The organism is Bacillus sp. CH_70 (assembly GCF_038007045.1).
GTDB classification, from domain to species: Bacteria; Bacillota; Bacilli; order Bacillales; family Bacillaceae_G; genus Bacillus_A; species Bacillus_A cereus.
In genome coordinates this window covers 3,376,288-3,402,859 of sequence record NZ_JBBOWL010000001.1, presented here as the reverse complement: position 1 = coordinate 3,402,859, position 26,572 = coordinate 3,376,288, and the positions used below count along the sequence as shown (strand labels likewise).

Here is a 26,572-nt window from a genome sequence, read left to right as displayed (position 1 = left end):
TAATACTTGTAATGGAAATGAAAACACGCTACTTATTCATATAAGAACAAGTAGCGTGTTTTTTCTATTTAATAATCCCATTTTCTAAAATTTTAATAGTTGGTGCCACTTTCACATTAGCTTTTGAAAAGGCACTTGGCCAATCATCTTCAACTTGTTTCCATTCTTTATATTGAAACGCTCTCGCATAATCACCAAATCCGAATGGATCAAGTTGCTGTTTTTGAATTTTGTGGATTAAATCGTTTAAATCATTGTTTAGTTGTTTTGTAATAAGAGAAGTTAATTTTTTTCTATCATTTTCTATATCCATGTTGAATGTAAGTTCAGATACGGCAATTTTTAAATCCATTTTAATATTAAATTTGAAGCGGTTATCGCTATAGTCTGTACCGATATCATGATTCATACTAAGAACATTTATTGTTATAAAATCGTCGCCTTTTGTATCTTTTAGATGGCTATTACTTTCAACTAAATTAGAGGGGATTTTCATTGTAAGTGAAACGGGTATATTAGCTTTCTTTTGCACCATAAGAAGAAGGGCACTTTCGTAGCGATTTAAAGACATCTTATAAGTTCCACGAGAGGTTAATAGTGCCGAACCGGTAACAATAACATCTTTCTTCCCTTTTTTTATTTCTGAAATAGCAGGAGTTACGCCTTTATTAAAAGTTTGTCTATGAAATTCATGGAATGTCGTAAACACGGTCCGATTGTATAGTTTGTTCGTATTAATTAAATCTGTTAAATATTCAGGAAGAGCAGGCTTATCTTTGAAATTATTATATATAACAGAAGAAATGGGGCCATCTACTGCAACCATGCGCATATTCCCTGTATTTTTAGGGTCGCGATACCAAACATCCAGATAAGGCATAGCTCCTTCTTGTTTTAAAAAATTCGTGCTAAACAATATAAGCTGTAACTTTTCTGTGGACACTAAACCGCTGCTTGAACTGTTAAACGTATCTTTTGCTTCTCGGGGTGTATGTACTTTCGCTTCATGAATTTCGTACTTTTTCTCTACATCTTCATTGAAAATAGGATTTACGTGATACACAATTAATTTTCCTTTTCCTTTTGCTTTTGCGTCAAAACCGTAAATTAATGAGATGGATTGTTTTTCTAAATCAAGCCGATCTTCACAACCTGCTAAAAAAATTATGAGAAAACAAAATATAATAAAATGAATAAAGCGCCTCATTTAAACTTTTCTCCTTTTCCAATGCTGATAAAGTGTCATGTATAAGAGAAATACAACTGGGAATAGAAAAACGATAAAATAACTAGCAGTTCCCCAAAATTCCCGCAACGAACTTATCTGATAAGAAGAAGGGATATAAAAGAATAAGATGAAAATACACCCGAATAATAAAAAATAAATAGGTAATGAACTGCCTTTTTTGTTAAGTAATTGATTAATACCATCTGAAGCAGTAAAAATATAAGGAATACAGGAATCAAAAATAATAAAGAGATAAAATGACAAAAAGATAATTTCAAACCGCTCAAGAAATGAGAAATGAAACGGTGTAACAAGAGAAAGAGTTGGCCATAAAAACTTTGTTATACCATCTGGACTAAAATAAATAAAAGAAACGAACGTGATTTGAAGATAAATAAATAACGTAATCAAATTTGCAATAACAATTCCTTTTTTTGCAGATGCTTTGTTAGTTAAATAAGGATAAAGGACAAACGCAAACTCGAATCCGAGAAACGCAATGATAGTTGATTTTACGGTGTTTATAATTGGTAGCCATCCTTCCTTGATAAGAGGAAGAAGATATATAAAATGCCCATCTTTAAGAGGAATAAATAATAATAATGGCATCCAAAGTGTAAAGATGACAGTGAAAACAGCAAAACGACTAATAATAAGTGCTCCTTTACATGCAAGCATAAGCATTGGAATAGATAGCAAAATCATAATTAAAGACATAGGAGATCTAGGTAAAATCCAAATATGAATAACGTATAAGAGGGAAAAAATTAAGGAAACAGCTGCGAGTACAGCATATAAAATCCAAAAAATCATTACTACTCTTCCTAGCCATTTTCCAAGATAGCGTATCAGCACATCAAGTAAAGTATATCCTGGATGTTTTTCCATGATTTTTACAATACATAGACTGACTAAAGTAGTAATGACACATCCGATAATAATAGACATCCAGCCATCTGTATTCGCTCCTTGTGCAACTTCACGCGGAAGTGTAAGTACGCCGAATCCGACTTGAACACCACTAATAGTTAAAATGTATTGAAATAAAGTGATCTCCCTCTTTGCACGTTTTGTCACTAATTCTCCTCCTTTTCTTCAACATCTCTTTGCCGGTTATCTTGTTTTAATTGTAGAGATAGTGGCCGTTTCTTCATAATTTTCCATGGGAAACGTATAAGGGTATCTTTTAAATCCGAAGCATATGACGGAGAAAAAGGACTACCATATGGTACACCAAGTGATTCCATAGAAAGAATATGGATGATAATGATTGCCATTCCAACCATAATTCCAATGACGCCAAATAAAGAGGCGGCTATCATCATTGGGAATCGAAGAAGCCGAATTCCTGCTGACATTTCTAAGTTAGGAATAATGAAGGAGGCAACCGCAGTAATTGATACGACGATAACCATAACGTTACTCACAATCCCAGCTTGAACCGCAGCTTGTCCAATTACAATTCCTCCTACGACGCCGATTGTTTGTCCAACAGGCCCAGGAAGCCGAATCGCTGCTTCTCGGAGCATTTCGAGAACTAATTCCATTAATAAAGCTTCTAATATGGGAGGAAAAGGAATTTTGGCTCGAGATTCTCCAATCGTTAACAACAATTTGAGCGGAATCACTTCATAATGGAAGGAAATCATAGCAATATAAAGAGCAGGAGCAAATATTGCAATAAATAGCCCAGTGAAACGAAGGAGTCGTATAAAAGATGGAATCATAGGTCTGAAGCTGTAATCATCTATCGTCTGAAAGAAGGATGAAAAGGTCATAGGTCCTATTAATACGCCTGGTGAGCGATCTACAACAACAGCAATTCGCCCATTCAAAATATGATGTGCCGTTGTGTCAGGACGTTCAGTGATAGACAATTGTGGGAAGAGAGTATAGGAATTATCTTCAACAAATCCTTCTAATTCACCGGTAGTAAGAATAGCATCTACTTTGATTGATTCAATGCGGCATGCCATATCTTGTACAACATCTTCGTTTGTAACATCTGCAAGATAAAGTAAAAAAACTTTAGAGGTTGCTCGTTCGCCAACAGTGAATTCTTTCACTTTTAATTCGCGATTTGGAATATAGCGACGAATAAGTGCGATACTATCACTTGCCACTTCATTAAATCCTTCGTGTGAGCTTTTTATGGAAGTCTCTGTTGTAGGTTCTTCAATACTCCTTTTTGGCGCCGCTTGCGTATCTAGTTCTAAAGCTGATAATTGCCCGTTTATAAATAAAATACTTTTGCCATGTAAGAGAGATTGCTCAATGTCTATCCACTTCTGAACTTTTTTAATATTCCCTATAGAAACAGAAGATTCCCAAAAATCATCTTCATTCCATTCTTTAAATAAGAGAGGACGAAGAATATCTACATTAATAACAGTTTTATCTACAAGTCCTTCCATATATATAAGAGCAGCTTCTTTTCCGTTTTTTAACGGGAAAGTGCGTGTAATTAATTCTGGAATACCACTAAATAATTTGGATAAGTGTTTAAGATTAAGCGGCATGGAGGAAGAAATTTCTTTATTTAATACAGTTTCAGATTGCTCATGTGTAGAGAAAGATTTTTCGCCCCTTATCCATTTTCGAAAAGATCCCATATATTCACCTTATTCCTCGTTGAACTTTATATGGGTTATTATGGATAGTTACATACAGACATATGCGCAGTTTAAAATTTATATTGTATATTTGTACATTTAACGCTATAATTATAGTGTTAAAGATGGAATCGTGATATGACCTGTTATGAATCTATCGTTTTATTTATGAATAAATGGATTGGTATTTTAGCAAGATGTGCTAATAAACTACTCCACCATGATGATAGCGTGCCCAAAATGTGGTGCGTATATTTTCGTGGTGGAGTTTTTTTATTCTCAAAAAGGGGGAAAGACCATGAATGACAACATGGTTCATATTACAATTGACGGAAAAAAGTATACAGCGGAGCCTGGTTCAACGATATTGGGTGTTATTAATGAGAACGGGATTGAACATCCGCAAATTTGTTACGTGCCGGAAGTAGATCCTATTCAAACATGTGACACTTGTATTGTAGAAGTTGACGGAAAGTTAATGCGTTCTTGTTCGACGATAGCAACGGAAGGTATGAACGTTGAGCGTGCTTCTGTTCGCGCAAAAGAAGCACAAACAGAGGCGATGGATCGGTTACTAGAAAATCATTTATTATACTGTACAGTATGTGACAACAACAATGGGAACTGTAAACTGCATAATACAGCAGAATTAATGGAAATTGAACATCAAAAATATCCTTATGAACCGAAAGTAGATGTAAGTGAAGTTGATATGACGCATCCGTTTTATCGCTATGACCCTAATCAATGTATTGCATGCGGTCAATGCGTTGAGGTGTGTCAAAACTTACAAGTAAATGAAACGTTATCGATAGACTGGGAAGCGGAACGCCCACGAGTTATTTGGGATGAAGGAGTAAATATTAATGATTCTTCATGCGTTAGCTGTGGTCAATGTGTAACGATTTGCCCTTGTAACGCTTTAATGGAGAAAACGATGCTCGGTGAAGCTGGATTTATGACGGGATTAAAACCAGATATTCTTGAACCGATGGTAGATTTAATTAAAGAAGTTGAGCCTGGATATAGCGGTATTTTTGCGGTATCAGAAGTGGAAGCGGCCATGCGTGATACTCGTACGAAGAAAACGAAAACAGTATGTACATTTTGTGGTGTAGGTTGTTCGTTTGAAGTGTGGACGAAGGGGCGTAAAATCCTTAAAGTACAGCCATCTTCAGATGCACCAGTTAACGCAATTTCCACTTGTGTAAAAGGGAAATTTGGTTGGGATTTCGTAAATTCTAAAGAACGAATTACAAAACCTTTAATTCGTAAAAATGGAACGTTTGTTGAATCTACATGGGAAGAAGCACTGAATGTAGTTGCAAATAAATTAGGTACTATTAAAGAAGAGTATGGTAAAGGTTCTATCGGATTTATTTCTTCCTCTAAAATTACAAATGAAGATAATTATGTAATTCAAAAATTAGCTCGACAAGTATTTGGAACGAATAATATTGATAACTGCTCACGTTATTGCCAATCACCAGCAACGGATGGTTTGTTCCGTACAATTGGTATGGGCGGTGATGCAGGAACGATTAAAGATATTGCGCAATCTGGTCTTGTTATTATTGTAGGATGTAATCCGACAGAAGGTCATCCTGTTTTAGCTACACGTATTAAACGTGCACATAAATTACACGGACAAAAGTTAATTGTAGCTGATCTTCGTAAAACAGAAATGGCAGAGCGATCAGATGTCTTTATTAGTCCAAAACAAGGAACAGATCAAGTTTGGTTAATGGCTGTTACAAAATATATGATTGATCGAGGTTGGCATGATCAGGAATTTATTAATGAGAATTTAAACTTCTTTGAAGATTTCAAAGAAAGTCTAGAAGAATATACACTTGCATATGCAGAAGAAGTAACAGGTATTTCAAAAGAAACACTTATTCAAATGGCTGAAATGATTCGTGATGCAGATGGTACATGTATCCTTTGGGGTATGGGGGTAACGCAAAATACAGGTGGTTCTGATACTTCCGCTGCAATTTCAAACTTACTTCTTGCAACAGGGAACTATCGTCGTCCAGGAGCAGGTGCATACCCACTTCGAGGTCACAATAACGTACAAGGTGCTTGTGATATGGGTACTTTACCAGGATGGCTTCCAGGATATCAGCACGTTACTAACGAAATGGAACGTGCGAAATTTGAAACTGCTTACGGAGTGAAAATTGATAGTGAACCAGGTCTTAATAATATTGAAATGCTTCACGCAATTGACGAAGGAAAAATGAAAGCAATGTATCTTGTCGGAGAAGATATGGCTCTTGTAGATTCTAATGCAAATCATGTACATGAAGTGTTGTCGAGCCTTGATTTCTTCGTTGTGCAAGATGTTTTCCTTTCTAAAACTGCTCAATATGCAGATGTTGTATTACCAGCAGCGCCATCTCTTGAGAAAGAAGGTACTTTCACAAATACAGAGCGCCGTGTCCAAAGATTATATCAAGTTCTTCCTACGCTAGGAGATGCGAAACCAGACTGGTGGATCGTCCAGGAGGTTGCGAATAAACTAGGGGCAAACTGGAACTATAGCCACCCAAGTGAAATCTTTGCTGAAATGGCAAGTTTATCACCATTATTCTCGCAAGCGAACTATGAAGTGCTTGAAGGATGGAACAGTTTCCATTGGGGAAGTTTTGATGGAACAAATACACCACTTCTGTTCCAAGATGGATTTAACTTCCCAGATAAAAAAGCTCGTTTTGCGATTGCTGACTGGGTACGTCCAGCTGAATTTCCAGCGGAGTTCGACCTTCACATTAACAACGGTCGTATGCTTGAGCATTTCCATGAAGGGAATATGACAAATAAATCAACAGGTATTCAAACGAAAGTACCTGGTGTTTTCGTTGAAGTCTCTCCAGACCTTGCAAAAGAACGTGGCGTAAAAACAGGTTCGTTAGTTCGTCTTGTCTCTCCTTTTGGAGCATTAAAATTACGTGCACTCGTTACAGATCGTGTAAAAGCGAATGAGTTATATTTACCGATGAACTCTACAGATAACGAAACGGCAATTAATTTCTTAACAGGTCCTGCTGTGGATGTACGTACGAATACACCTGCGTATAAACAAACGAAAGTGCGTATGGAAGTGTTAGAAGTTGATGGCGAAAATCCGATGCCAAAAGCGAACCCACGCAATAAAAAACGTCACCCTCAAGCTGGAATTGAGGTACATCGTAAGTGGGCACGTCCAGGGTATGTGCATTTAACGGATAAGTAGGAGGAGAAAACTATGGCTGCACCTATAAAAATGATTCAAAAACAAGAATTAACTGAGGAAGAAATAAAACAGCAAAAATTAGATGATTTAAAGGAGCTTTTAACAAATAATGAAGAAGCTCTAAATCAGATGTTTAATATAGTAGGGGAATTAAATGACATTGGAATGCTAGAAGCTGCAAATTCTATGCTGAAAGCGAAAGAACCAATTGCAAAAATTGTTCTAGGTCAAGTAACTCGTGAGCCTGTTACAAATTTAATTAATAATATGATGGGTGCTGCAGGTGCGTTAACTGAACTTGACCCAGAACTTACGAAAAAGCTTATAGGTAGTTTATTAGTCGGGCTAGAAGAAGGTAATGAACATCTAGAAAGTAATAAAAAAGTAGGGGTATTCGATCTTATGAAAGTATTGAAAGACCCAGATATTAACCGTGCTATCGGGTTTGGGCTTCATTTCTTAAAAGGAATGGGGAAAGGGTTAAAAGACGAATAAACTTCATGAAGTGAACCTTTCCGCCCAAATATTTGTACGAAATAGTTTGGGCGGAAAGCTCATTTTGGTAAAATATATAATAAAGTAAAATGAGGCTTTTGGGAGGTATAATTGTATGTCAAAAAAAGTACATGAATTTAATGATATGATACGAAAACTTCGAAAGGAACTTTTCGGAAAAGGACCAGAACGAATTCATACTGTTTTTGCGGAAAATATGGCTATAGCGACTCTTTACGGAAACTTAACACCTACTGAAAAATTTATTTCAAGTACGATGGACGGTGCGGAAATGGTTCATATGGCTAGAACGAAAATGATTCAAGAAGTGTATGCTGCGAATTCCCGTGAACATTTGGAGGAACTTGTTGGAGCGAAATTAGTAAATTTGTTTTCAGATATGAAAGTAGAAGAAGATATTGCAGTTTCTGTATTTGTTTTTGATAAAAATATAACGTGAGAGAAGGATACTGATCGTGAAACCGATACAGGTAGAAAGAGAAATCTTTCGTTATGAACAAGGAGCATTTAAGCATATAGAGGACAGCATTGTAACAGAGTTTCCTGTCACCATTAAAATGAACGGACAGGAGTTTGTTACAATGGTTAGTACTCCAGAATATATAGAAGATATGGTAATAGGCTTCTTAGCGTCTGAAGGAATCATTCGGAAGTATGAAGATATTGATAGCATATGGATGCAGGAGAAAGAAGGCTTTGTGCATGTAACAACGACAAAAGTAAATCCGTATTATGAACAAATGCAAAATAAACGCTATATTACGTCTTGTTGTGGTATGAGTAGGCAAGGGTTTGTTTTTGCAAATGATGCACTAAGTGCAAAAAAAATGAAGGGTGTCCATGTACAGGTTACGGCAGAGGATTGTTTTCGGTTAATGAAAGAAATGCAGCAATCTGCGGATACGTTTCATTATACTGGTGGGGTTCATAATGCAGCTTTATGTGATGTGAATGGTATTATTTTAAGCCGAATGGATATTGGTAGGCATAATGCACTAGACAAAATTTACGGTTATTGTTTAAGAAACGATATTTCTATAAAAGATAAAATCATTGTTTTTAGTGGTCGTATTTCTTCGGAAATATTATTGAAAGTTGCAAAAATCGGTTGTGAAATTATACTATCAAAATCAGCTCCAACTGAGTTAGCTTTGCAACTAGCGGAAGATTTAGGTATTACGACAATAGGATTTATTCGTAATCACTCCTTAAATGTATATACCCATCCAGAACGAGTTTTAAATATAAAATAAAAGTGAGGCAATGAAGATGAAATCAGTTACATTAGACAAGTTGCAACGTCCGTTAAAGGATTTACGTATTTCAGTTACTGATCGCTGTAATTTTCGCTGCCGATATTGTATGCCAGAAGAAATATTTGGTCCTGATTACTCGTTTTTGTCTAATGATAAAATTTTATCTTTTGATGAAATTGAAAGGATAACACGTATTTTTGTTTCTTTAGGTGTAAGAAAGTTACGAATTACGGGCGGAGAACCGTTACTTCGAAGAGGTCTTCCTAAGCTTATTGAGCGCCTTAATAAAATTGATGGTGTAGAAGATATCGGTTTAACAACCAATGGATCGTTACTTAAAAAGTTTGCTCCTGATTTATATAAGGCGGGACTATCACGTGTAACAGTTAGCTTAGATTCCTTAGAAGAAGAGCGGTTTTTCTATTTAAATGGTAATAGGAGCAAAGTGCAAAGGGTTCTGGAAGGAATACAGGCTGCAGCTGAAGTTGGAATGAAAATTAAAATAAACATGGTCGTTCAAAAGGGAAAAAACGAACAGGACATTTTGCAGATGGCGCAATATTTTAAGGGAAATAAGCATATTCTTCGTTTTATTGAGTATATGGATGTTGGAAATTATAATGGTTGGGATTTAAAAGAGGTCGTCTCTAAACAAGAAATAGTAGATACGATTCATCAAGTTATGCCGTTAGAACGGATAGAAGCAAATTATTCTGGTGAAGTGGCTACTAGGTATCGTTATATAGGAAGCGATGAGGAAATAGGTATTATTTCATCAGTAACAGATTCTTTTTGCTCATCATGTACGAGAGCTCGTATTTCTGCAGAAGGAAAATTATATACTTGCTTATTTGCTTCTAAAGGAAATGATTTAAGAGAATTGCTTCGTTCTGAACATACAGATGAGGACATTACAGATGTAGTACGCGATATATGGAATAATAGGGAAGATCGTTATTCAGATGAACGCTTAAATCGTACAAATAAGAAAACAATACCTAAAATTGAAATGTCACATATCGGTGGTTAATATATAAAGCTAGCTTCATAGTGAAAAATGGAAAATTTACAAGAGTTGTGGATTTTCTATTTTATAGTAAAAGTGATGATTGATATCTCTGTAAAAGATGTGCAGAGAAATTAAGCAGCATTCAAAAACCTTTATTTGAGGAGGTTTTTTGAAGCTGCTTTTTTATTTGGAGAAAATGGAGGAATGGGTAATGGCATTTCATAAGCCGGAACAAATTGCTGAACTTGTCATTGAGGCCGGTGTTCAAAAAGTAAGACAGACATTGCCAGCGATGCTTATTCTCGGTTTTTTAGGAGGAGCGTTTATTGCGATAGGTTTTTTACTTAACATTCGAGTTTTAGGGAATTTACCTGAGCGCTGGGGAAGTCTAGTGAATGTTTTAGGAGGAGCAGTATTTCCTGTTGGACTCATGCTCGTAGTATTAGCAGGAGGAGAATTAATTACGGGAAATATGATGTCACTGTCTATGGCGCTTTATGCAAAGAAAATTACATTGATAAGTGTACTGAATAACTGGGTTTGGATTACTCTCATGAATTTTATTGGGGCAATTTTCGTTGCGTATTGCTTTGGGCATCTTGGCGGATTAACAGAGGGAGAGTATTTAAATAAAACGGTAGCGATAGCGGAAGGGAAGTTACATGAATCATTTGGGAGAACTTTAATTTTAGCAATTGGTTGTAATTGGCTCGTTTGTCTTGCTCTTTGGCTCGCTTACGGGACGAGTGATTTTGTCGGAAAAATCATCGGAATTTGGATTCCAATTATGGCATTTGTAGTGATTGGATTTCAGCAAGTAGTAGCAAATATGTTTGTCATTTCCGCTGTTATTTTTGCTGGTCATCTAACGTGGATGGATTTGGCTAAAAATTTTGTTCCTGTTTTTATCGGAAATGTAATTGGAGGAGCTGGGTTTGTTGGTTTTGCTTACTTTGCTTGTTATCAGAAACAACATTCTAATATGAAATAGAGTTCTTGAGAGGAAGGGTATGTAATGGCTGATCGGTATTCACGACAACAGTTGTTCAAACCAATTGGGAGTAAAGGACAAGAAAAAATTCGAAATAAACATGTGTTAATTGTAGGGGCAGGCGCATTAGGAAGTGCAAGTGCCGAAAGTTTCGTACGTGCAGGTGTTGGCAAGTTGACGATTATTGATCGTGACTACGTTGAATGGAGTAATTTACAAAGGCAACAATTGTACTCTGAACAAGATGCGAGAGAGAAAATGCCGAAAGCAATTGCTGCAAAAAATCGGTTAGAACAAATTAATTCGGAAGTACAAATACATGCTTTCGTAATGGATGCAACTTCAGAAAATATGGAAGGTCTATTAAAAAATGTAGATGTAATCATTGATGCAACAGATAATTTTGATATTCGATTTGTAATAAATGATTTATCACAAAAACATAATATTCCTTGGGTATATGGTTCTTGCGTTGGATCGTATGGTATGAGTTATACAATTATTCCGCAAGAGACACCGTGTTTACATTGTATGCTGAAAAATATTCCTGTTACAGGTGTGACATGTGATACCGCTGGAATTATTAGCCCGACTGTTCAAATCGTCGCAGCATATCAAGTGGCAGAAGCACTCAAAATTTTAGTGGAAGATTTCTCAGCAATTAGAAAAACATTTTTCATGTTTGATATATGGAGTAATCAAAATCATTTTATAAAATTAGGGAAAATAAAAACAGACACTTGTCTCTCATGCGGTTTGAATCGAACTTATCCTTATTTATCATACGAAAATCAAACGAAAGCAGCTGTTTTATGCGGAAGAAATACAGTTCAAATTAGAACAGTAGACAATAGGAAATACAATTTTGATGATATAGAAAAAGTATTACAAAAACTGGGGAAAGTAGATCGGAATCCGTATTTACTATCTTGCCAATTCGATGATTACCGCGTGGTTGTTTTTCGAGATGGTCGTGTTTTTATTCATGGTACAAATGATATTTCGAAAGCGAAACAACTATATTATCGCGTATTCGGTTAATAGAGAGGGTGTCAACAATGGAAAGAAGAGTGCCAATTACGGTTGAAGAAGCTGTTCGTAAAGTGATGGGATTTGCTGATAAAGGCTTAAAGGAGCTATTACCAATTGAATTAGCTTATGGACGTATATTAGCAGAGGATTTAGTAGCTGACCATGATGTACCGTCATTTAATCGTTCGCCGTATGACGGATTTGCTATTCGAGCAGAAGATACTAATTTAGCAAGTTATGAAACGCCAATTGTATTTGAAGTAGTGGGTGAAATTGGTGCAGGATCGCTATTCCATGAGAAAGTAGGTCCGTTTCAAGCAGTTCGAATTATGACGGGAGCACAAATTCCGAATGAGTGTGATGCGGTTGTTATGTTAGAGCTGACTCGTCAATATGAGAAGAATGACAACAATTATATGGAAGTGAAGCGATCATTCAAAACGGGCGACAATATTTCTTTTCAAGGTGAAGATGCTCGTAAAGGAACGGTTCTTGCAAAGAAAGGATCGTACATTAATCCAGGTATTTCAGCTCTTCTTGCTACATTCGGTTATAGTGAAGTACCAGTTGCGAGAAAGCCTGTAATTGGACTGTTAGCGACTGGGAGTGAATTACTGGATGTCGATGATTCATTACAGCTAGGGAAAATCCGAAACAGTAATACGTACATGATATTGTCTCAAATTCGAAGAGCGGGTGGCAGAGTAAAATATTTTGGGAAGTTTAGTGATGATTTTAATACGTGTTTTACAGCTGTGAAAGAAGCGCTTGGCCAAGTAGATATGTTAATTACAACCGGCGGTGTATCTGTAGGAGATTATGATTATTTACCAGCTATTTACGAAAAGTTAGGTGCATCTGTTCTTTTTAATAAAGTTGCAATGCGACCAGGAAGTGTTACGACCGTAGCACAATTAAATGGCAAGTTATTATTTGGTTTATCAGGAAATCCATCCGCTTGTTACGTAGGGTTTGAATTATTCGTAAGACCGTGTATTCGGACGTATATGTTTAGTGAAAAAGTACATTTAAAAAGAGAAAAAGCGTTATTAGGAGAAGATTTTCTAAAACCGAATCCATTTACAAGATTTGTACGAGCAAAATTGCAATATGATGAGGGGAAATTAATCGCTTATCCATCAGGGTTTGATAAATCTAGCTCAGTTTCTTCATTGGCAGAATCAAATGCGTTTATCGTATTGCCGGGCGGGACAAGAGGATATAAAAAAGATATGTTTGTTGATGTTCTTTTATTAGAAGATAACGAAGGTAGTGAATGGCCTTGGACATTTCATAAAGTGAGAGGTGGTTCTAATGAGACAAGCGCTATTTGAAATTGTAGATAATCCGATTTTAGTTGAAGAAGTAACGAATAAAGTCGCAAGAAGGGAAGCAGGTGCGATTACAACATTTATTGGTACGGTGAGAGAATTAACAAAAGGAAAACGAACGCTACATTTAGAGTATGAAGCATATAAACCGATGGCAGTAAAACAACTTATGAGAATTGGTGAAGAGATTAGTGAAAGATGGCCGGATGCAAAAGTAGCAATTACGCACCGTGTAGGGCGGCTAGAAATAATGGATATTGCGGTAGTCATAGCGGTTTCATCACCGCATCGTAAAGTAGCTTATGAAGCGAATGAGTACGCGATTGAACGTATAAAACAAATTGTTCCAATTTGGAAAAAAGAATTTTGGGAAGATGGAACGATGTGGATTGGAGATCAACTTGAAAACACACCATATCCAGAAGGAAAACCAAAGGAGGAAGAATGAGAAAATGATTACAATTTTATTATTTGCAAATTTGCGTGAGGAAGTTGGATCGGATCGATTAGTAATTTCAGAAAAGCAAGAAATGACAGTGCAGCAATTAAAAGAATGGCTCAAAGTCAGCTATTGTTTACAATCGCTGGATAAAGTGATGGTGGCTGTTAATGAGGAGTTTGTAATGAATGAAGAGATGATAAAGGCTGGAGATATAGTCGCATTAATCCCGCCCGTTAGCGGCGGGTAATAAGCTTTTTCACCAGATGAAGCGCCAAGAAGATGTTGTATATAAATTAGAATAAGAGAAGGGATGAGTTCCATGCTTACTCAAGAACAAATAATGAATGCATTAAAACATGTAGAGGATCCAGAGTTACACAAAAGTGTTGTAGAATTAAATATGGTTAGAAATATACAAATGAACGGAACAGAGGTTAAACTTGAAGTAGTACTAACAATCCAAGGTTGTCCGTTAAAAGCAAAAATTCAACAAGATATTGAAGAATCACTTTACGCAATTGGTGCTTCTAAAGTGGAGATAACATTTGGTTCTATGACACAAGAAGAACGTGCAGCTTTAACAGAGAAGTTAAAGAAAAATACTAGAACAGAAACTGGTATGCCGAGTATGCTTCGCCCGGAGTCAGGAGTACGTTTTATTACTGTAACGAGCGGAAAAGGCGGAGTTGGAAAATCAACGGTGACAATTAATCTTGCAACTGCACTAGCTCGTATGGGGAAAAAAGTGGGGATATTAGATGCGGATATATATGGTTTTAGTATTCCAGCTATGATGGAAACGAATACGAAACCAACGATGATTGATCAAACGGCAATTCCAGTCATTAGTCACGGTGTTAAAATCATGTCGATGGGATTTTTTACAGAAGGAAATAACCCAGTTATGTGGCGCGGTCCGATGCTAAATAAATGGATTCAAAATTTCCTTGCGAATACGCACTGGGGAGAATTAGATTATCTATTACTTGATTTACCACCAGGTACAGGAGATGTTGCGATTGATGTTGCAGCGATGATTCCGCAAGCGAAAGAAATAATTGTTACAACTCCGCACAATGTAGCTTCATTCGTTGCTTCAAGAGTCGGTGTAATGGCAAAACATACGAAACACGAGATTTTAGGTATTGTGGAAAACATGGCTTATTATGAAGAACAAGATGGATCGAAAAATTATCTGTTCGGAAAAGGCGGCGGCGAAATGTTAGCAGAACAATTGCAAACAGAAGTGATTGCGCAAATACCTTTTGCAAAACGAGAAGAAAATAACGGTTCATCTGTATATGATGAAGACTCTCTTGTAGGAGAAGTGTTTACATCGTTAGCGGAGGATATTATTTATAAAGGATAGAGGGGGAAGTTTAGTATGGCGTGTAATATAGATCATTCTAGTGAAGATGTAATGAATAAGCTCGAAAGTCAAAAGAATTCTTTACCTGAAGGGATCTTTAAAGAGTTAAAGAGTTTTTTACAAGGTAATCATTCGCAGAAATTATTAAATGATATTTTTCACCTTCTAAAAAAGTATGATTTAGTCAGTGAGGAAGAACGAGAGACGAGAAACGCACAATTATTGCACATTTTGAATTAAGTACTTTTTGGCTTTAGAATTTTTTCAGAAGGGGTGAATGTGATGGATATGAAAAAGATGATTGAAACGATAGAAGTAACTAGAGTGACTGAAGAGGAATTATCGATTTCGAATTTACATCCAAAGCTTGTGAAGTTGTATAGTCAAAAAGATAGTACAGAGTATAAGAAGCTATTAAAATATATTTTATCATTATCCGTGCAGTTGAAGCTGAATCTCGTATTGAAATATTTTGGTGTGCGTCCGATTGTTGCTGCAGACGAGCGTATGCAATTTCAAGAGATATTTAAATGCTTAGCTAAGAAAGATGAGAATGGGGAATGGTTTCTAAATTTGGTTTCTTTATATGTAGGGCTAATTGTAGTTCTTCATTTTGAGGAGAAAGTGATTGAGAGCAGTTTTTTTGATGATATGGTAGTGGGTGAATGTAATGAAATATAAGATTCTGCTCATAACATTTTTCTATTTAAATGCTTTAATTGCGATTTTAGTTGGTTTTGTAAATATGAAGGTAACTAATTAAGAAAAAGGAATGAAACTAGTTTGATAAAAAGAGTTCTTCAGTTGTTTCCGGCGTTTTTTCGTGTTACCATTAAGCGAATTTTTCATAAGGAGAGAAAGCGATGAAATGGATTTATTTTCTTATTATTAACGTTATAGCTTTTAGCCTTATGGGGCTTGATAAACGAAAAGCAAAGAAGAAACAGTGGAGAACGCCAGAAAGTACGCTGTTTTTATCAGCGGCAGCTGGGGGAGCAGTTGGAGCTTGGATTGGTATGTATATGTTTCATCATAAAACTCATAAAAAGAAATTTGTTTTCGGCATACCGTTACTTGTTGTAATAACGGTATGTTTATTATTCGTTGTATGAGAAATGTCGAAAGAAATGCAGATTGATTATTGGTAAAGTGAGCATGTGAGACCGTATAATGGAGAAAAAATGAGAAGAGGAGAAAAAGGAAGATGGGGAGTCAATCAGCAGAGCAAAAAAAAGGGATACTATATGCGGCTGGTGCTTATACGATGTGGGGAATTCTACCGATTTATTGGAAATGGGTTGAGGAAGTTCCAGCAGATGAAATATTAGCACACCGCATCGTTTGGGCGTTTGTTTTTATGTTACTTGTATTAGGTGTTACGAAGAGGTTTCGCCAGTTTATTGGGGAATTTGTGAATCTTTTTAAACGACCTAAATTATTAATGTCATTAACTATAGCTTCAGTCTTGATTAGCGGAAACTGGTTTGTTTACATATGGGCCGTTAATCATAATCATGTTATTGAAGCGAGTCTTGGCTATTATATTAATCCGCTTATTAGTATTTTACTTGGTACAGTCGTTTTAAAGGAAAAGTTAAACTTTTGGCAATATGTTGCAGTTGGTTTAGCAGGAGTAGGGGTTGTCATTTTAACAGTACGTTTCGGATCTATTCCGTGGGTTTCTCTTTCACTTGCTTTTTCATTTGGATTATACGGATTAACGAAAAAACTATTAAATTATGATGCTACAATTGGACTTACGATGGAAACGATGTTAGTGACACCGTTTGCAATCATTTATCTTGTTATGACAGGCGCCCATGGTTTCGGCTCATTTGGATCTATTTCAATGTTATCAACGTTACTTTTAATAGGAGCAGGTATTGTAACGGCATTACCACTATTTTATTTTGCAAAAGGAGCACAACTTATTCCGCTTTATATGGTGGGATTTTTACAATATATTGCGCCAACAATTAGCTTAATTTTAGGTGTATTTGTATTTGGTGAACATTTCACATCCACACATATGATTGCATTTTTCTGTATATGGGTTGCTTTATTTGTATTCTCGGTAGCGAAGACAAAGTTTTTAGTGCAGAAACAGCCGAAATTTATAAAAAATAAATCAGCAAAAGTATCATAATGCGTAGTATTTTCTACGCATTTTTCTTTATACTTATATTATATAGAATTTCCATTATAGTCAGTAAGGAGCTGAGAACATGGAAACAATTTTACATAATGATCCGCTTATGGCAGCTGTAATTTCATGGTTTTTAGCACAATTAACGAAAGTAGTCTTTAAATTAGTTAAAATGGGTGAATTTGATTTTGCAAAGTTTTTTGCTTCAGGTGGGATGCCAAGTTCTCATGCTTCAACAGTGACAGCGCTTGCTACAGGAGTTGGGGTAGTAGAAGGTGTGGAAAGCTCGATGTTTGCGGTTGCTACTATTTTTGCCATTATTGTTATGTATGATGCTTCAGGAGTAAGGCTTGCAGTAAGTAAACAAGCAAAAATATTGAATGAGTTTTTTCACGGTAGACAAACAGAATATAAGAAGTTAAATGAACTTGTTGGGCATACACCGTATGAAGTAGTAGTTGGTGCTTTATTAGGGATTATTGTCGGAGTAGGATATTGTTTATGAGCGGAACATTTTATATGTTCTGCTTTTCTTTGTTTTTATACATATTCAGCTACCTTTTTGAATATCGTTATACGGATTTCGAAAGGGTGGGTGAGTAACTTGTTATTATATGAAAAAGTGCATGAAGAAATAGCGAGAAGAACAACTGCACTTCAAACAATGCAACGGCAAGATGGTACGTGGCAGTTTTGTTTTGAAGGAGCGCCACTAACAGATTGTCATATGATTTTTTTATTAAAATTATTAGGTAGAGATAAAGAGATAGAACCGTTTGTAAAAAGATTAGCATCACTTCAAACAAATGAAGGAACATGGAAATTGTATGAAGATGAAATGGGTGGCAATTTATCTGCTACAATTCAATCTTATGCTGCCTTACTTGCATCGGAAAAATATACAAAAGAAGATGCGAATATGAAGCGAGCGGAAAATTTTATTAAGGAACGCGGAGGCGTGGCGCGTGCTCATTTTATGACGAAGTTTTTATTAGCAATTCATGGAGAATATGAATATCCTTCACTCTTCCATTTACCAACACCAATCATGTTTCTACAGAATGATTCCCCCCTCAGTATATTTGAATTGAGTAGCTCAGCACGTATCCATTTAATTCCGATGATGCTGTGCTTAAATAAAAGGTTTCGAGTAGGGAAAAAGTTATTGCCAAATTTAAATCACATTGCAGGCGGGGGCGGAGAATGGTTTCGAGAGGATCGGTCTCCAGTTTTTCAAACGTTAGCAAGTGACGTGAAGAAAATTATAACGTATCCACTTTCTTTGCATCATAAAGGATATGAGGAAGTAGAACGTTTTATGAAAGAGCGTATTGATGAAAATGGAACATTATATAGTTACGCAACTGCTTCGTTTTATATGATTTATGCTTTACTTGCATTAGGACATTCTATTCAATCACCAATTATTGAGAAGGCTATAATGGGAATTACATCTTATATATGGAAGATGGAAAGAGGGAGCCATTTGCAAAACTCTCCGTCAACTATATGGGATACAGCTTTACTCAGTTATGCTTTGCAAGAAGCTCAAGTTCCGAAAGCAAGTAAAGTGATTCAAAATGCATCAGCGTATTTACTAAGAAAACAGCAAACAAAGAAAGTAGATTGGAGTGTACATGCACCGGATCTCTTCCCAGGTGGTTGGGGCTTTTCGGATGTGAATACGACGATTCCAGATATTGATGATACAACTGCTGTGTTAAGAGCATTGGCGCGAAGTAGAGGGAACGAAAATGTAGACAATGCTTGGAAGCGAGCGGTTAATTGGGTTAAAGGATTGCAAAATAATGATGGTGGTTGGGGAGCTTTTGAAAAAGGGGTAACGAGCCGTATATTAGCAAATTTACCAATCGAAAATGCGAATGATATGATTACAGATCCTTCTACACCAGATATTACAGGGAGAGTGCTAGAGTTTTTCGGGACGTATGGACAAAACGAATTGCCTGAGAAACAAAAACAAAGTGTGATAAATTGGTTAACGAATGCACAAGAGGAAAATGGATCATGGTATGGGAAATGGGGGATTTGTTATATATATGGTACGTGGGCAGTGTTGACGGGTTTACGGTCACTCGGAATACCATCTAGCGATCCATCATTGAAACGAGCAGCTTTATGGCTTGAACATATACAGCATGAAGATGGTGGCTGGGGAGAATCTTGCCAAAGTAGTGTGGAAAAAAGATTTGTTACTTTGCCATTTAGTACACCATCCCAAACAGCATGGGCGTTAGATGCCCTCATTTCTTACTATGATAAAGAAACGCCAGTCATTCGAAAAGGTATTTCATATTTGCTCTCCAACCCTTATATAAATGAAAAATATCCTACTGGAACAGGTTTACCAGGTGGGTTTTATATTTGTTATCATAGTTATGCTCATATATATCCGTTGCTTACTTTGGCTCATTATGCAAAAAAATATAGAAAATAAACCGAGAGATGTCTCTCGGTTTATTTTGTTGGGTAGTAGGTCCCTTTTGAAAAGAATAAGGTTGTGATGTACCTTATTTTTCGGTTGATTGGCGTTTTTGACGTGCATCAGCGGCATTTGCACGTGCGTTTGCTTCTAAGTCATTGTGGTCAGCGAGTTCGCGAGAGAACTCAACATCAATGCCATCAGTTGCTTTGCTTTGTTTGAAATTCTTTTTGTTCATTCGACATAATCTCCTTGCACTTTATGCGACGTTGCAAAGTTAGTTTGACACAAATAGACTTTTTTATACAAAGAGGAATTGGAAAGTAAAAAGCCGAAATATACAGTATAAGTAATAGAAATGGGGGATAGGAATGGAGTTTTTATATGGGAAAACAGCTGTTGTAACAGGAGCTGCACAGGGAATTGGAAAAGAGATTGCAAGGGTTTATGCAAAGCTGGGGGCGAAAGTATTAATTAGCGATGTAAATGAAGAGAAGCTACAAAAAACGACACGTGAATTATCGGACGAAGGATATGAAGTATGCTCATATCGATGTGATGTGAGTAATCAAAATGAAGCGAAGTCGTTAATTGAATATGCGGTTCAAAAATTCGGTACATTACATATTTTGGTGAATAACGCCGGGATTACAAGAGATGCAATGTTACATAAAATGGAGAAGTCTGCTTGGGAACAAGTATTACAAGTGAACTTAACTGGTGTTTTTTATTGTATGCAACCAGCGCTTCTTTACATGAGACAACAAGGGTATGGACGCATTATTAATATATCTTCAATTAGTAGAGAAGGAAACATAGGTCAAGCAAATTATGCGGCTACGAAGGCAGGCGTTGTAGGTTTAACGAAAACGGCAGCGAAAGAAGTTGGAAGTTTCGGTATTACGTGTAATGCGATTTGTCCAGGGTTTATGGATACAGATATGACAAAAACGATACCAGATAAAGTGAAAGAAAAGATGGTTGGCGCGATTCCAGTTGGTAGAATTGGAACGCCAGAAGATATTGCAAACGCAGCAGCTTTTTTAGCATCAGAATACGCATCCTATATTACAGGAGAAGTATTAAATGTGAGCGGAGGACTGCAAGTTTAAAGGAATACATAATGAAAAGAACCTGACCGGATAGGTCAGGTTCTTTCTCATTAATTTAAGTTAAGCCAAACGCTCTTCACTTCTGTATAGTTATTTAATGCATAAGATCCCATTTCACGACCAAGACCGGATTGTTTAAATCCTCCAAATGGAGATGCTGCATCAAAGACGTTATAACAGTTTACCCATACTGTACCTGCACGTACTTTACTTGCAACATAGTGTGCTGTTTTAACATTTTCTGTCCACACACCAGCCGCTAAGCCGAATTGTGATTTATTTGCACGTTCAATTACTTCATCAATATCGTTAAACGGTATTGCAGAAATAACTGGACCGAAAATTTCTTCTTTTGCGATCGTCATTTCATCATTTACGTCAGCGAATACTGTAGGAGAAACGAAGTAGCCTTGATCGAATGGATTACTTCCTCCACATAGTACTTCAGCTCCTTCTTCAATCCCTTTTTCAATGTAGCCCATTACACGTTTTTGTTGTTCTTCAGAAACGAGAGGACCAATTGTTGTTTCAGGGTTAAGACCGACACCTTGATTTAGTTTTTTAGAATAGAGGACGAGATCAGCCATGACATTATCATACATTTTCTTCGGAACAAATAAGCGTGACCCAGCAGAGCATACTTGTCCTTGGTTAAACATAACACCAGAAAGTGCACCAGGAATCGCGCGAGATAAATCAGCATCTGGCAAGATGATATTTGGTGATTTACCGCCTAATTCAAGTGTAACGCGTTTTAATGATTCGGATGCTTGTCGCATAATTTGTTTACCGACAGGAGTAGAACCGGTAAATGCAATTTTATCAACGAGTGGATGATTAACGAGAGCTTGTCCAGCTGATTCACCGAATCCAGGTACGATATTAATAACACCTTTCGGGAATCCAGCTTCTTCAATTAATTCAGCTAAGTATAGAGCAGATAGTGGAGTTTGTTCTGCAGGTTTTAAAACGATTGTACATCCTGTAGCAAGCGCTGCTCCCATTTTCCACATTGCCATAAGAAGCGGGAAGTTCCAAGGGATAATTTGACCAACGACACCAACAGCTTCATGGCGTGTATAGTTAAAGTAATCACCGGAAACAGGAATTGTTTGACCAACGATTTTCGTAGCCCATCCAGCGTAATAGCGCATATGCTCAATTGCAAGTGGTATGTCTGCTGCCATTGTTTCACGGATTGGTTTTCCGTTATCTAATGTTTCGAGCTGTGCAAGCTCTTCTTTATGTTCTTCCATTAGATCAGCTAACTTGTACATGAGACGGCTTCGTTCAGCAGTGCTCATACGAGACCAAGGACCTTCGTCAAAAGCCATACGAGCTGCGACTACAGCTTTATGAATATCTTCGCGACCAGCTTCAGAAACGACGGCAAGTGTTTCACCAGTTGCTGGGTTAGGTGTTTTAAATGTTTTACCGGAAGCGCTTTCAATGAAAGATCCATTCACATATAACTTTTTTGTACCTTGAAGAAACTTTTCTACCTTTTCATGAAGATTTACAGCTAGTTGACTCATTGTATAACCCCCTTGAAAATATAATGTAAACGCAGTACGAGACGGCGCTTATTCCGAAATCAAGGATGTGGAAACTAGATGGAAAGCCTCTAATTAAAATCATAATTAATAAATACTGAAAATTCAAATTTCATTTGTGTTACAATTGTAAAAAATATGTAATGTAAGAGAAGCTTCTATATGATTATAAAAAATCCTGCTTGTTTTTGCTTTCTAGTAGGAAAAACTAGAAGAACAATGGTACAATAATACATCGTGAGAGGAGGGGGAAAAATGAAAGATTATCATGATGATCCACGCTTTCGAATAGCCCATAGAGAAGCGTTAATTGGTCTTGGACTTGCTATTATTAATTTTATAATATGGTACGGATTTGCTTATGGGCTTGGTAGTAAAGATCCGAGTGAATATACATATGTATTAGGTTTTCCCGCATGGTTTTTTTATAGCTGTATCGTTGGATTTATCGTTATGGTTATTTTACTTAGTTTAGTTGTTCGTTTTGTATTTCAAGATATTTCACTCGATGAGGAAGAAAAAAGTGAGGAATAATAGATGAATTGGTATGTAATCATTCCAATGATAATTTCGTTTATCGTTGTATTTTTAATTGGTGTATATGCTTCAAGACGCGTGCAAGCAACAGCACATAATAAATTTTTACAAGAATATTTTCTTGGTGGGCGTGAGTTAGGCGGTTTATTATTAGCGATGACAATGATTGCTACGTACGGTAGTGCAAGTAGCTTTATTGGTGGTCCCGGTATTGCTTACAATATGGGGCTTGGATGGGTACTATTATCTGCGATTCAAGTTGTAACAGGATATATCGTTTTAACGGTTATCGGTAAAAAGTTTGCAATTATTGCTAGGAAGATGGAAGCAATTACTCTTATCGATTATTTAAAAGGGAGATACAATAATAAAGCAGTTGTTATACTCTCTGCGTTATGTATTATTATCTTTTTATTTTCAGCGACAGTAGCCCAGTGGGTCGGCGGTGGACGATTAATCGAGTCACTAACGGGTCTATCGTATACAACAGCACTATTTTTATTTACTTTTTCTGTACTTGTGTACGTATTAATTGGTGGATTTCGTGCAGTCGCGCTATCAGATACATTATTAGGAATCATTATGTTAGTTGGAACGACAATCATTTTAATTGCTACTGTCATTGCTGGTGGTGGAATTGAAAAGATTATGCAGGAACTTGTTCAAATTAATCCAAATTTAATTACACCATTCGGAGCAGATGGCAGTTTAACGAAATCATATGTTACATCATTTTGGATTTTAATTGGAATTGGCGTTGTAGGTTTACCGCAAATTAGTGTGCGTGCCATGTCTTATAAAAATTCAAAAGCTATGCACCAAGCTTTAATAATTGGAACAGTTGTCGTTGGTACAATTATGATTGGTATGCATTTAACAGGTGTATTTGCAAGAGTAGTACTTCCAGGTATAACGGTACCAGATAAAGTAATGCCGCTACTCGCGATGGAAGTGTTGCCACCTTGGTTAGCTGGAGTTTTCTTAGCTGCACCAATGGCGGCGATTATGTCTACAGTAAACTCTTTATTATTACTTGTAAGCTCGTCAATTATTAAAGATATATACGTAAATTACATAAATAAAGATGCAGCAGACAGTACGATAAAAAAAGGAAGTTTGTGGATTACTGGTATTGTAGGGCTACTCGTTTATGCAGCGGCGATTAAACCACCAGATTTTTTAATATGGCTAAATTTATTTTCTTTCGGTGGATTAGAAGCAGCATTCATTTGGCCAATCGTATTAGGGTTATATTGGAGAAAAGGAAATGCTACAGGAGCGCTTGCTTCCATTTTCGTTGGAGTAGGTTCATATATGTGTATTCATCTTTTCTATCCAAATCCGTTCGGTATACATACAGTTGTCTTCCCAATTTGTTTTGCGTTTATCGCTTATGTTATTGGAAGTATGAGTGCTGTAAAAAAAACAGTATAGGTTAGCTGAAGAACGTAGTCCTTATAAGACTGCGTTTTTTCGTATGAATTTGTTCTTTTTTATTCTGTATATCCACGTTTATTCATAAATTAATAACAACTGAGGGGATGGAGTTGAGGTCGATGAAAAAAGTGTTATTTTTAGGAGACCCAGGCATTGATGACTCTTTAGCAATTATGTATGGATTGTTGCATCCTGATATTGATATTGTTGGAGTAGTAACGGGATATGGAAATGTAACACAAGAAAAGGCGACAAGTAATGCCGCATATTTATTGCAAATGGCAGGACGGGAAGATATACCTGTTATTAATGGTGCGAAAATTCCTTTATCCGGAGATGTTACAACGTATTATCCAGAAATTCATGGGGCAGACGGTTTAGGGCCAATTAAACCTCCAAAAACTTTTTCGCCAAATATAAAGCCTTTTTGTGCATTTTTTGATCTTCTTGAAAAATATAAAGGGGAATTAATAATAGTCGATGCTGGTAGATCAACAACACTAGCGACGGCATTTATTTTAGAAAAGCCGATGATGAAGTATGTGAAAGAATATTATATAATGGGCGGTGCTTTCTTAATGCCTGGCAATGTAACACCAGTCGCAGAGGCGAATTTTCATGGTGATCCGATTGCGTCGCAATTAGTTATGCAAAATGCTAAAAATGTGACATTAGTACCACTTAACGTTACATCTGAAGCAATTATTACGCCGGAAATGGTAAAATATATTACGAAACACTCTAAAACGAGTTTTAATAAGTTAATCGAGCCGATATTTACGTATTATTATAAAGCTTATAGAAAGTTAAATCCGAAAATAAAAGGAAGCCCAGTACATGACGTCGTTACAATGATGGTTGCGGCAAATCCATCTCTTTTAGACTATGTATATCGTCGTGTCGATGTAGATACAGCTGGAATTGCAAAAGGAGAGAGTATTGCTGATTTTCGGCCTCAACCTGATGCAAAAGCATTAAAAAATTGGGTGCGAATTGGTTGGTCGTTACATTATAAAAAGTTTCTTGAGGATTTTGTGAAATTTATGACGTAGACATAATAGGAGCATACAAGTTAAAATAATGGAGATGGTTATTTAAATGACCATCTCCATTATTTTGTTTTTTAAATGATAAATAGAGAAGAGTTACACAATAGGAGAGGAATTTTACTTGAAAAAAACTATAGTATGCGCAGTAATTGTGGGTATTTTTGTTTTGCTAATATCGGGTAACTTTTTAGTGAAAAAAGTGTGGAGTTCAAATAATGATGATGCACAGTATATTGCATCTTTTATTGAAGAACATAAAGATGAAAAAAATAGTGCGCTTCTAGTAAAGAGAAATGATAAAGTTGTTTATTCTGTAAACCCAAATGTTGTATTGCCAGTTGCAAGTACGATGAAATTAATTGTGGCGCTTGAATATACGAAACAAGTTACTGAAGGGAAAATTGATTCGTCTAGTTTTGTGTCGATTAACGATGTGAATCGCTATTATGTGCCGAATACAGATGGTGGTGCACAAGATAGATGGCAAAAGTATTTGGAGAAGACGGGCAAGATAACTGAAGGAGCGGTTTCTTTAGAAGAAGTGGCAAAAGGAATGGTTAAGTTTAGTTCGAATGCAAATGCTGAATACTTAATGGAATTGTTAGGATTAGACAACATCAATCGAAATTTACAAAGTTTATCACTTCCTGCACATCAACCACTATTTCCAATCGTTTCATCTTTGTATATCCCGGGATATTTGCATAAAGAATTACATGTTCCAAAATATAAAATAGAGAAAAAGTTAAAAGAAATGTCTCAAGAGCAATATCGTGAATATTCGATGATTATTCATGAACGCTTAAAGAAGAAGGGACCATTATTACAGAAGGAAATTCCGCTTTATTTAGAGGAACGTTACGACAAAATTTGGTCAGATAGATTACCAGCAGCTTCTGCAAATGATTATATGGTATTACTTCAAAAGGCAAACCATAAAGGTGGCTTGACAGAAGCTGAAGAAAAAGTGTGGGCAAATATCGTTGAAACAGACATGAGTGCTAAGAAATACCGTAAAACATTTAGACATGCTGGACAAAAGAATGGTTACACACCATGGACGGTTACAAAAGCGGTTTACGCTATGGATAAACGTGGAAACTGTACAGAAATTGTGTTTTTGGCGAACAATTTAAATGAAGACGATAGTGCAGAAATACGGAAACATTTAGCAAACTTACATTTCCAAGTGTTGCAAAGTGATAAGTATGATGCGACTTTTATTAAATAAACTCGGTGCAGAGAGCACCGAGTTTATTTTTATGTACAGG

At 36.4% G+C, this 26,572-nt stretch carries 27 protein-coding genes; 22 read left to right on the top strand and 5 right to left on the bottom strand.

Annotated elements, in window-relative coordinates; genetic code table 11:
* Positions 1 to 64: 64 nt before the first annotated feature.
* From N2V79_RS17175 to N2V79_RS17165, 3 genes are read right to left on the bottom strand one after another with little or no spacing between them, the layout of a single operon-like run.
* Positions 65 to 1,207 carry a Ger(x)C family spore germination protein gene (locus tag N2V79_RS17175; RefSeq protein ID WP_069356062.1) on the bottom strand — a complete coding sequence of 381 codons (1,143 nt, stop codon included), beginning with the start codon at positions 1,205 to 1,207 and terminating at the stop codon, positions 65 to 67.
* The gene (locus N2V79_RS17170; RefSeq protein WP_000166524.1) at positions 1,208 to 2,305 is read right to left on the bottom strand and encodes an endospore germination permease; all 1,098 of its coding nucleotides are present in this window, start codon (positions 2,303 to 2,305) and stop codon (positions 1,208 to 1,210) included.
* Positions 2,305 to 3,840 (bottom strand): spore germination protein, encoded by a 1,536-nt coding sequence (locus N2V79_RS17165; RefSeq protein ID WP_000534548.1) that lies wholly within the window; start codon positions 3,838 to 3,840, stop codon positions 2,305 to 2,307. Before N2V79_RS17165 ends, N2V79_RS17170 begins: the two co-directional genes overlap by 1 nt.
* Positions 3,841 to 4,138: 298 nt before the next feature.
* On the opposite strand from N2V79_RS17165, the gene fdhF reads away from it, so the two are divergent.
* The 17 genes from fdhF to N2V79_RS17080 all read left to right on the top strand — a co-directional run bounded on the left by fdhF (position 4,139) and on the right by N2V79_RS17080 (position 19,628).
* Entirely contained in the window at positions 4,139 to 7,078 is a 2,940-nt protein-coding gene (gene fdhF, locus N2V79_RS17160; RefSeq protein ID WP_199717044.1) for a formate dehydrogenase subunit alpha, read from the top strand.
* 12 nt (positions 7,079 to 7,090) lie between these two features.
* Positions 7,091 to 7,573: a DUF1641 domain-containing protein gene (locus tag N2V79_RS17155; protein ID WP_000729897.1), complete on the top strand. Its 483-nt coding sequence runs from the start codon at positions 7,091 to 7,093 to the stop codon at positions 7,571 to 7,573.
* Between the two features lie 115 nt (positions 7,574 to 7,688).
* Positions 7,689 to 8,033 (top strand): DUF2294 domain-containing protein, encoded by a 345-nt coding sequence (locus N2V79_RS17150; RefSeq protein WP_000039582.1) that lies wholly within the window; start codon positions 7,689 to 7,691, stop codon positions 8,031 to 8,033.
* A 16-nt stretch (positions 8,034 to 8,049) separates the two neighbouring features.
* Positions 8,050 to 8,847, top strand: coding sequence for a formate dehydrogenase accessory sulfurtransferase FdhD (gene fdhD, locus N2V79_RS17145; protein WP_069356058.1), 798 nt, complete (start codon positions 8,050 to 8,052; stop codon positions 8,845 to 8,847).
* A gap of 16 nt (positions 8,848 to 8,863) precedes the next feature.
* The gene (gene moaA / locus N2V79_RS17140; RefSeq protein ID WP_069356057.1) at positions 8,864 to 9,880 is read left to right on the top strand and encodes a GTP 3',8-cyclase MoaA; all 1,017 of its coding nucleotides are present in this window, start codon (positions 8,864 to 8,866) and stop codon (positions 9,878 to 9,880) included.
* A gap of 190 nt (positions 9,881 to 10,070) precedes the next feature.
* Entirely contained in the window at positions 10,071 to 10,850 is a 780-nt protein-coding gene (locus tag N2V79_RS17135) for a formate/nitrite transporter family protein (protein ID WP_000863998.1), read from the top strand.
* Between the two features lie 24 nt (positions 10,851 to 10,874).
* Entirely contained in the window at positions 10,875 to 11,891 is a 1,017-nt protein-coding gene (locus N2V79_RS17130; protein ID WP_000785264.1) for a molybdopterin-synthase adenylyltransferase MoeB, read from the top strand.
* 17 nt (positions 11,892 to 11,908) lie between these two features.
* The gene (locus N2V79_RS17125; protein ID WP_340720099.1) at positions 11,909 to 13,216 is read left to right on the top strand and encodes a molybdopterin molybdotransferase MoeA; all 1,308 of its coding nucleotides are present in this window, start codon (positions 11,909 to 11,911) and stop codon (positions 13,214 to 13,216) included.
* Positions 13,197 to 13,661 (top strand): molybdenum cofactor biosynthesis protein MoaE, encoded by a 465-nt coding sequence (locus tag N2V79_RS17120; RefSeq protein ID WP_001248110.1) that lies wholly within the window; start codon positions 13,197 to 13,199, stop codon positions 13,659 to 13,661. The genes N2V79_RS17125 and N2V79_RS17120 overlap by 20 nt, the downstream gene beginning before the upstream one ends.
* Positions 13,662 to 13,665: 4 nt before the next feature.
* Complete coding sequence (moaD, locus tag N2V79_RS17115) at positions 13,666 to 13,902, top strand: molybdopterin converting factor subunit 1 (protein WP_000628502.1); 237 nt, start codon at positions 13,666 to 13,668, stop codon at positions 13,900 to 13,902.
* 72 nt (positions 13,903 to 13,974) lie between these two features.
* Entirely contained in the window at positions 13,975 to 15,024 is a 1,050-nt protein-coding gene (locus N2V79_RS17110; RefSeq protein WP_000957515.1) for a P-loop NTPase, read from the top strand.
* A gap of 15 nt (positions 15,025 to 15,039) precedes the next feature.
* A complete protein-coding gene (locus N2V79_RS17105; RefSeq protein WP_340720098.1) occupies positions 15,040 to 15,264 on the top strand; it encodes a hypothetical protein in 225 nt (74 codons plus the stop codon).
* A 42-nt stretch (positions 15,265 to 15,306) separates the two neighbouring features.
* Positions 15,307 to 15,705, top strand: a complete 399-nt coding sequence (locus N2V79_RS17100) for a hypothetical protein (protein ID WP_340720097.1) — start codon at positions 15,307 to 15,309, stop codon at positions 15,703 to 15,705.
* Between the two features lie 182 nt (positions 15,706 to 15,887).
* A complete protein-coding gene (locus N2V79_RS17095; RefSeq protein ID WP_000871349.1) occupies positions 15,888 to 16,136 on the top strand; it encodes a DUF1294 domain-containing protein in 249 nt (82 codons plus the stop codon).
* A 92-nt stretch (positions 16,137 to 16,228) separates the two neighbouring features.
* Positions 16,229 to 17,170, top strand: coding sequence for an EamA family transporter RarD (rarD, locus tag N2V79_RS17090; protein ID WP_000535541.1), 942 nt, complete (start codon positions 16,229 to 16,231; stop codon positions 17,168 to 17,170).
* Between the two features lie 79 nt (positions 17,171 to 17,249).
* Positions 17,250 to 17,675: a divergent PAP2 family protein gene (locus tag N2V79_RS17085; protein ID WP_069356054.1), complete on the top strand. Its 426-nt coding sequence runs from the start codon at positions 17,250 to 17,252 to the stop codon at positions 17,673 to 17,675.
* A 99-nt stretch (positions 17,676 to 17,774) separates the two neighbouring features.
* Positions 17,775 to 19,628 (top strand): terpene cyclase/mutase family protein, encoded by a 1,854-nt coding sequence (locus tag N2V79_RS17080; protein ID WP_069356053.1) that lies wholly within the window; start codon positions 17,775 to 17,777, stop codon positions 19,626 to 19,628.
* Positions 19,629 to 19,701: 73 nt separating this feature from the next.
* Here the strand turns inward: N2V79_RS17080 and N2V79_RS17075 are convergent, their stop codons facing one another.
* Complete coding sequence (locus tag N2V79_RS17075; protein ID WP_001035815.1) at positions 19,702 to 19,851, bottom strand: YfhD family protein; 150 nt, start codon at positions 19,849 to 19,851, stop codon at positions 19,702 to 19,704.
* 133 nt (positions 19,852 to 19,984) lie between these two features.
* On the opposite strand from N2V79_RS17075, the gene fabG reads away from it, so the two are divergent.
* Positions 19,985 to 20,725: a 3-oxoacyl-ACP reductase FabG gene (gene fabG, locus N2V79_RS17070; protein WP_000395352.1), complete on the top strand. Its 741-nt coding sequence runs from the start codon at positions 19,985 to 19,987 to the stop codon at positions 20,723 to 20,725.
* Positions 20,726 to 20,775: 50 nt separating this feature from the next.
* Here the strand turns inward: fabG and dhaS are convergent, their stop codons facing one another.
* Positions 20,776 to 22,260: an aldehyde dehydrogenase DhaS gene (gene dhaS / locus N2V79_RS17065; RefSeq protein WP_000080279.1), complete on the bottom strand. Its 1,485-nt coding sequence runs from the start codon at positions 22,258 to 22,260 to the stop codon at positions 20,776 to 20,778.
* A gap of 273 nt (positions 22,261 to 22,533) precedes the next feature.
* On the opposite strand from dhaS, the gene N2V79_RS17060 reads away from it, so the two are divergent.
* The 4 genes from N2V79_RS17060 to N2V79_RS17045 all read left to right on the top strand — a co-directional run bounded on the left by N2V79_RS17060 (position 22,534) and on the right by N2V79_RS17045 (position 26,532).
* Positions 22,534 to 22,812, top strand: coding sequence for a YhdT family protein (locus tag N2V79_RS17060; protein ID WP_000656237.1), 279 nt, complete (start codon positions 22,534 to 22,536; stop codon positions 22,810 to 22,812).
* Between the two features lie 3 nt (positions 22,813 to 22,815).
* Entirely contained in the window at positions 22,816 to 24,249 is a 1,434-nt protein-coding gene (panF, locus tag N2V79_RS17055; RefSeq protein ID WP_001104824.1) for a sodium/pantothenate symporter, read from the top strand.
* 122 nt (positions 24,250 to 24,371) lie between these two features.
* Positions 24,372 to 25,304, top strand: a complete 933-nt coding sequence (locus N2V79_RS17050; protein WP_000756465.1) for a nucleoside hydrolase — start codon at positions 24,372 to 24,374, stop codon at positions 25,302 to 25,304.
* 118 nt (positions 25,305 to 25,422) lie between these two features.
* Entirely contained in the window at positions 25,423 to 26,532 is a 1,110-nt protein-coding gene (locus N2V79_RS17045; protein WP_000751368.1) for a serine hydrolase, read from the top strand.
* Positions 26,533 to 26,572: the final 40 nt, after the last annotated feature.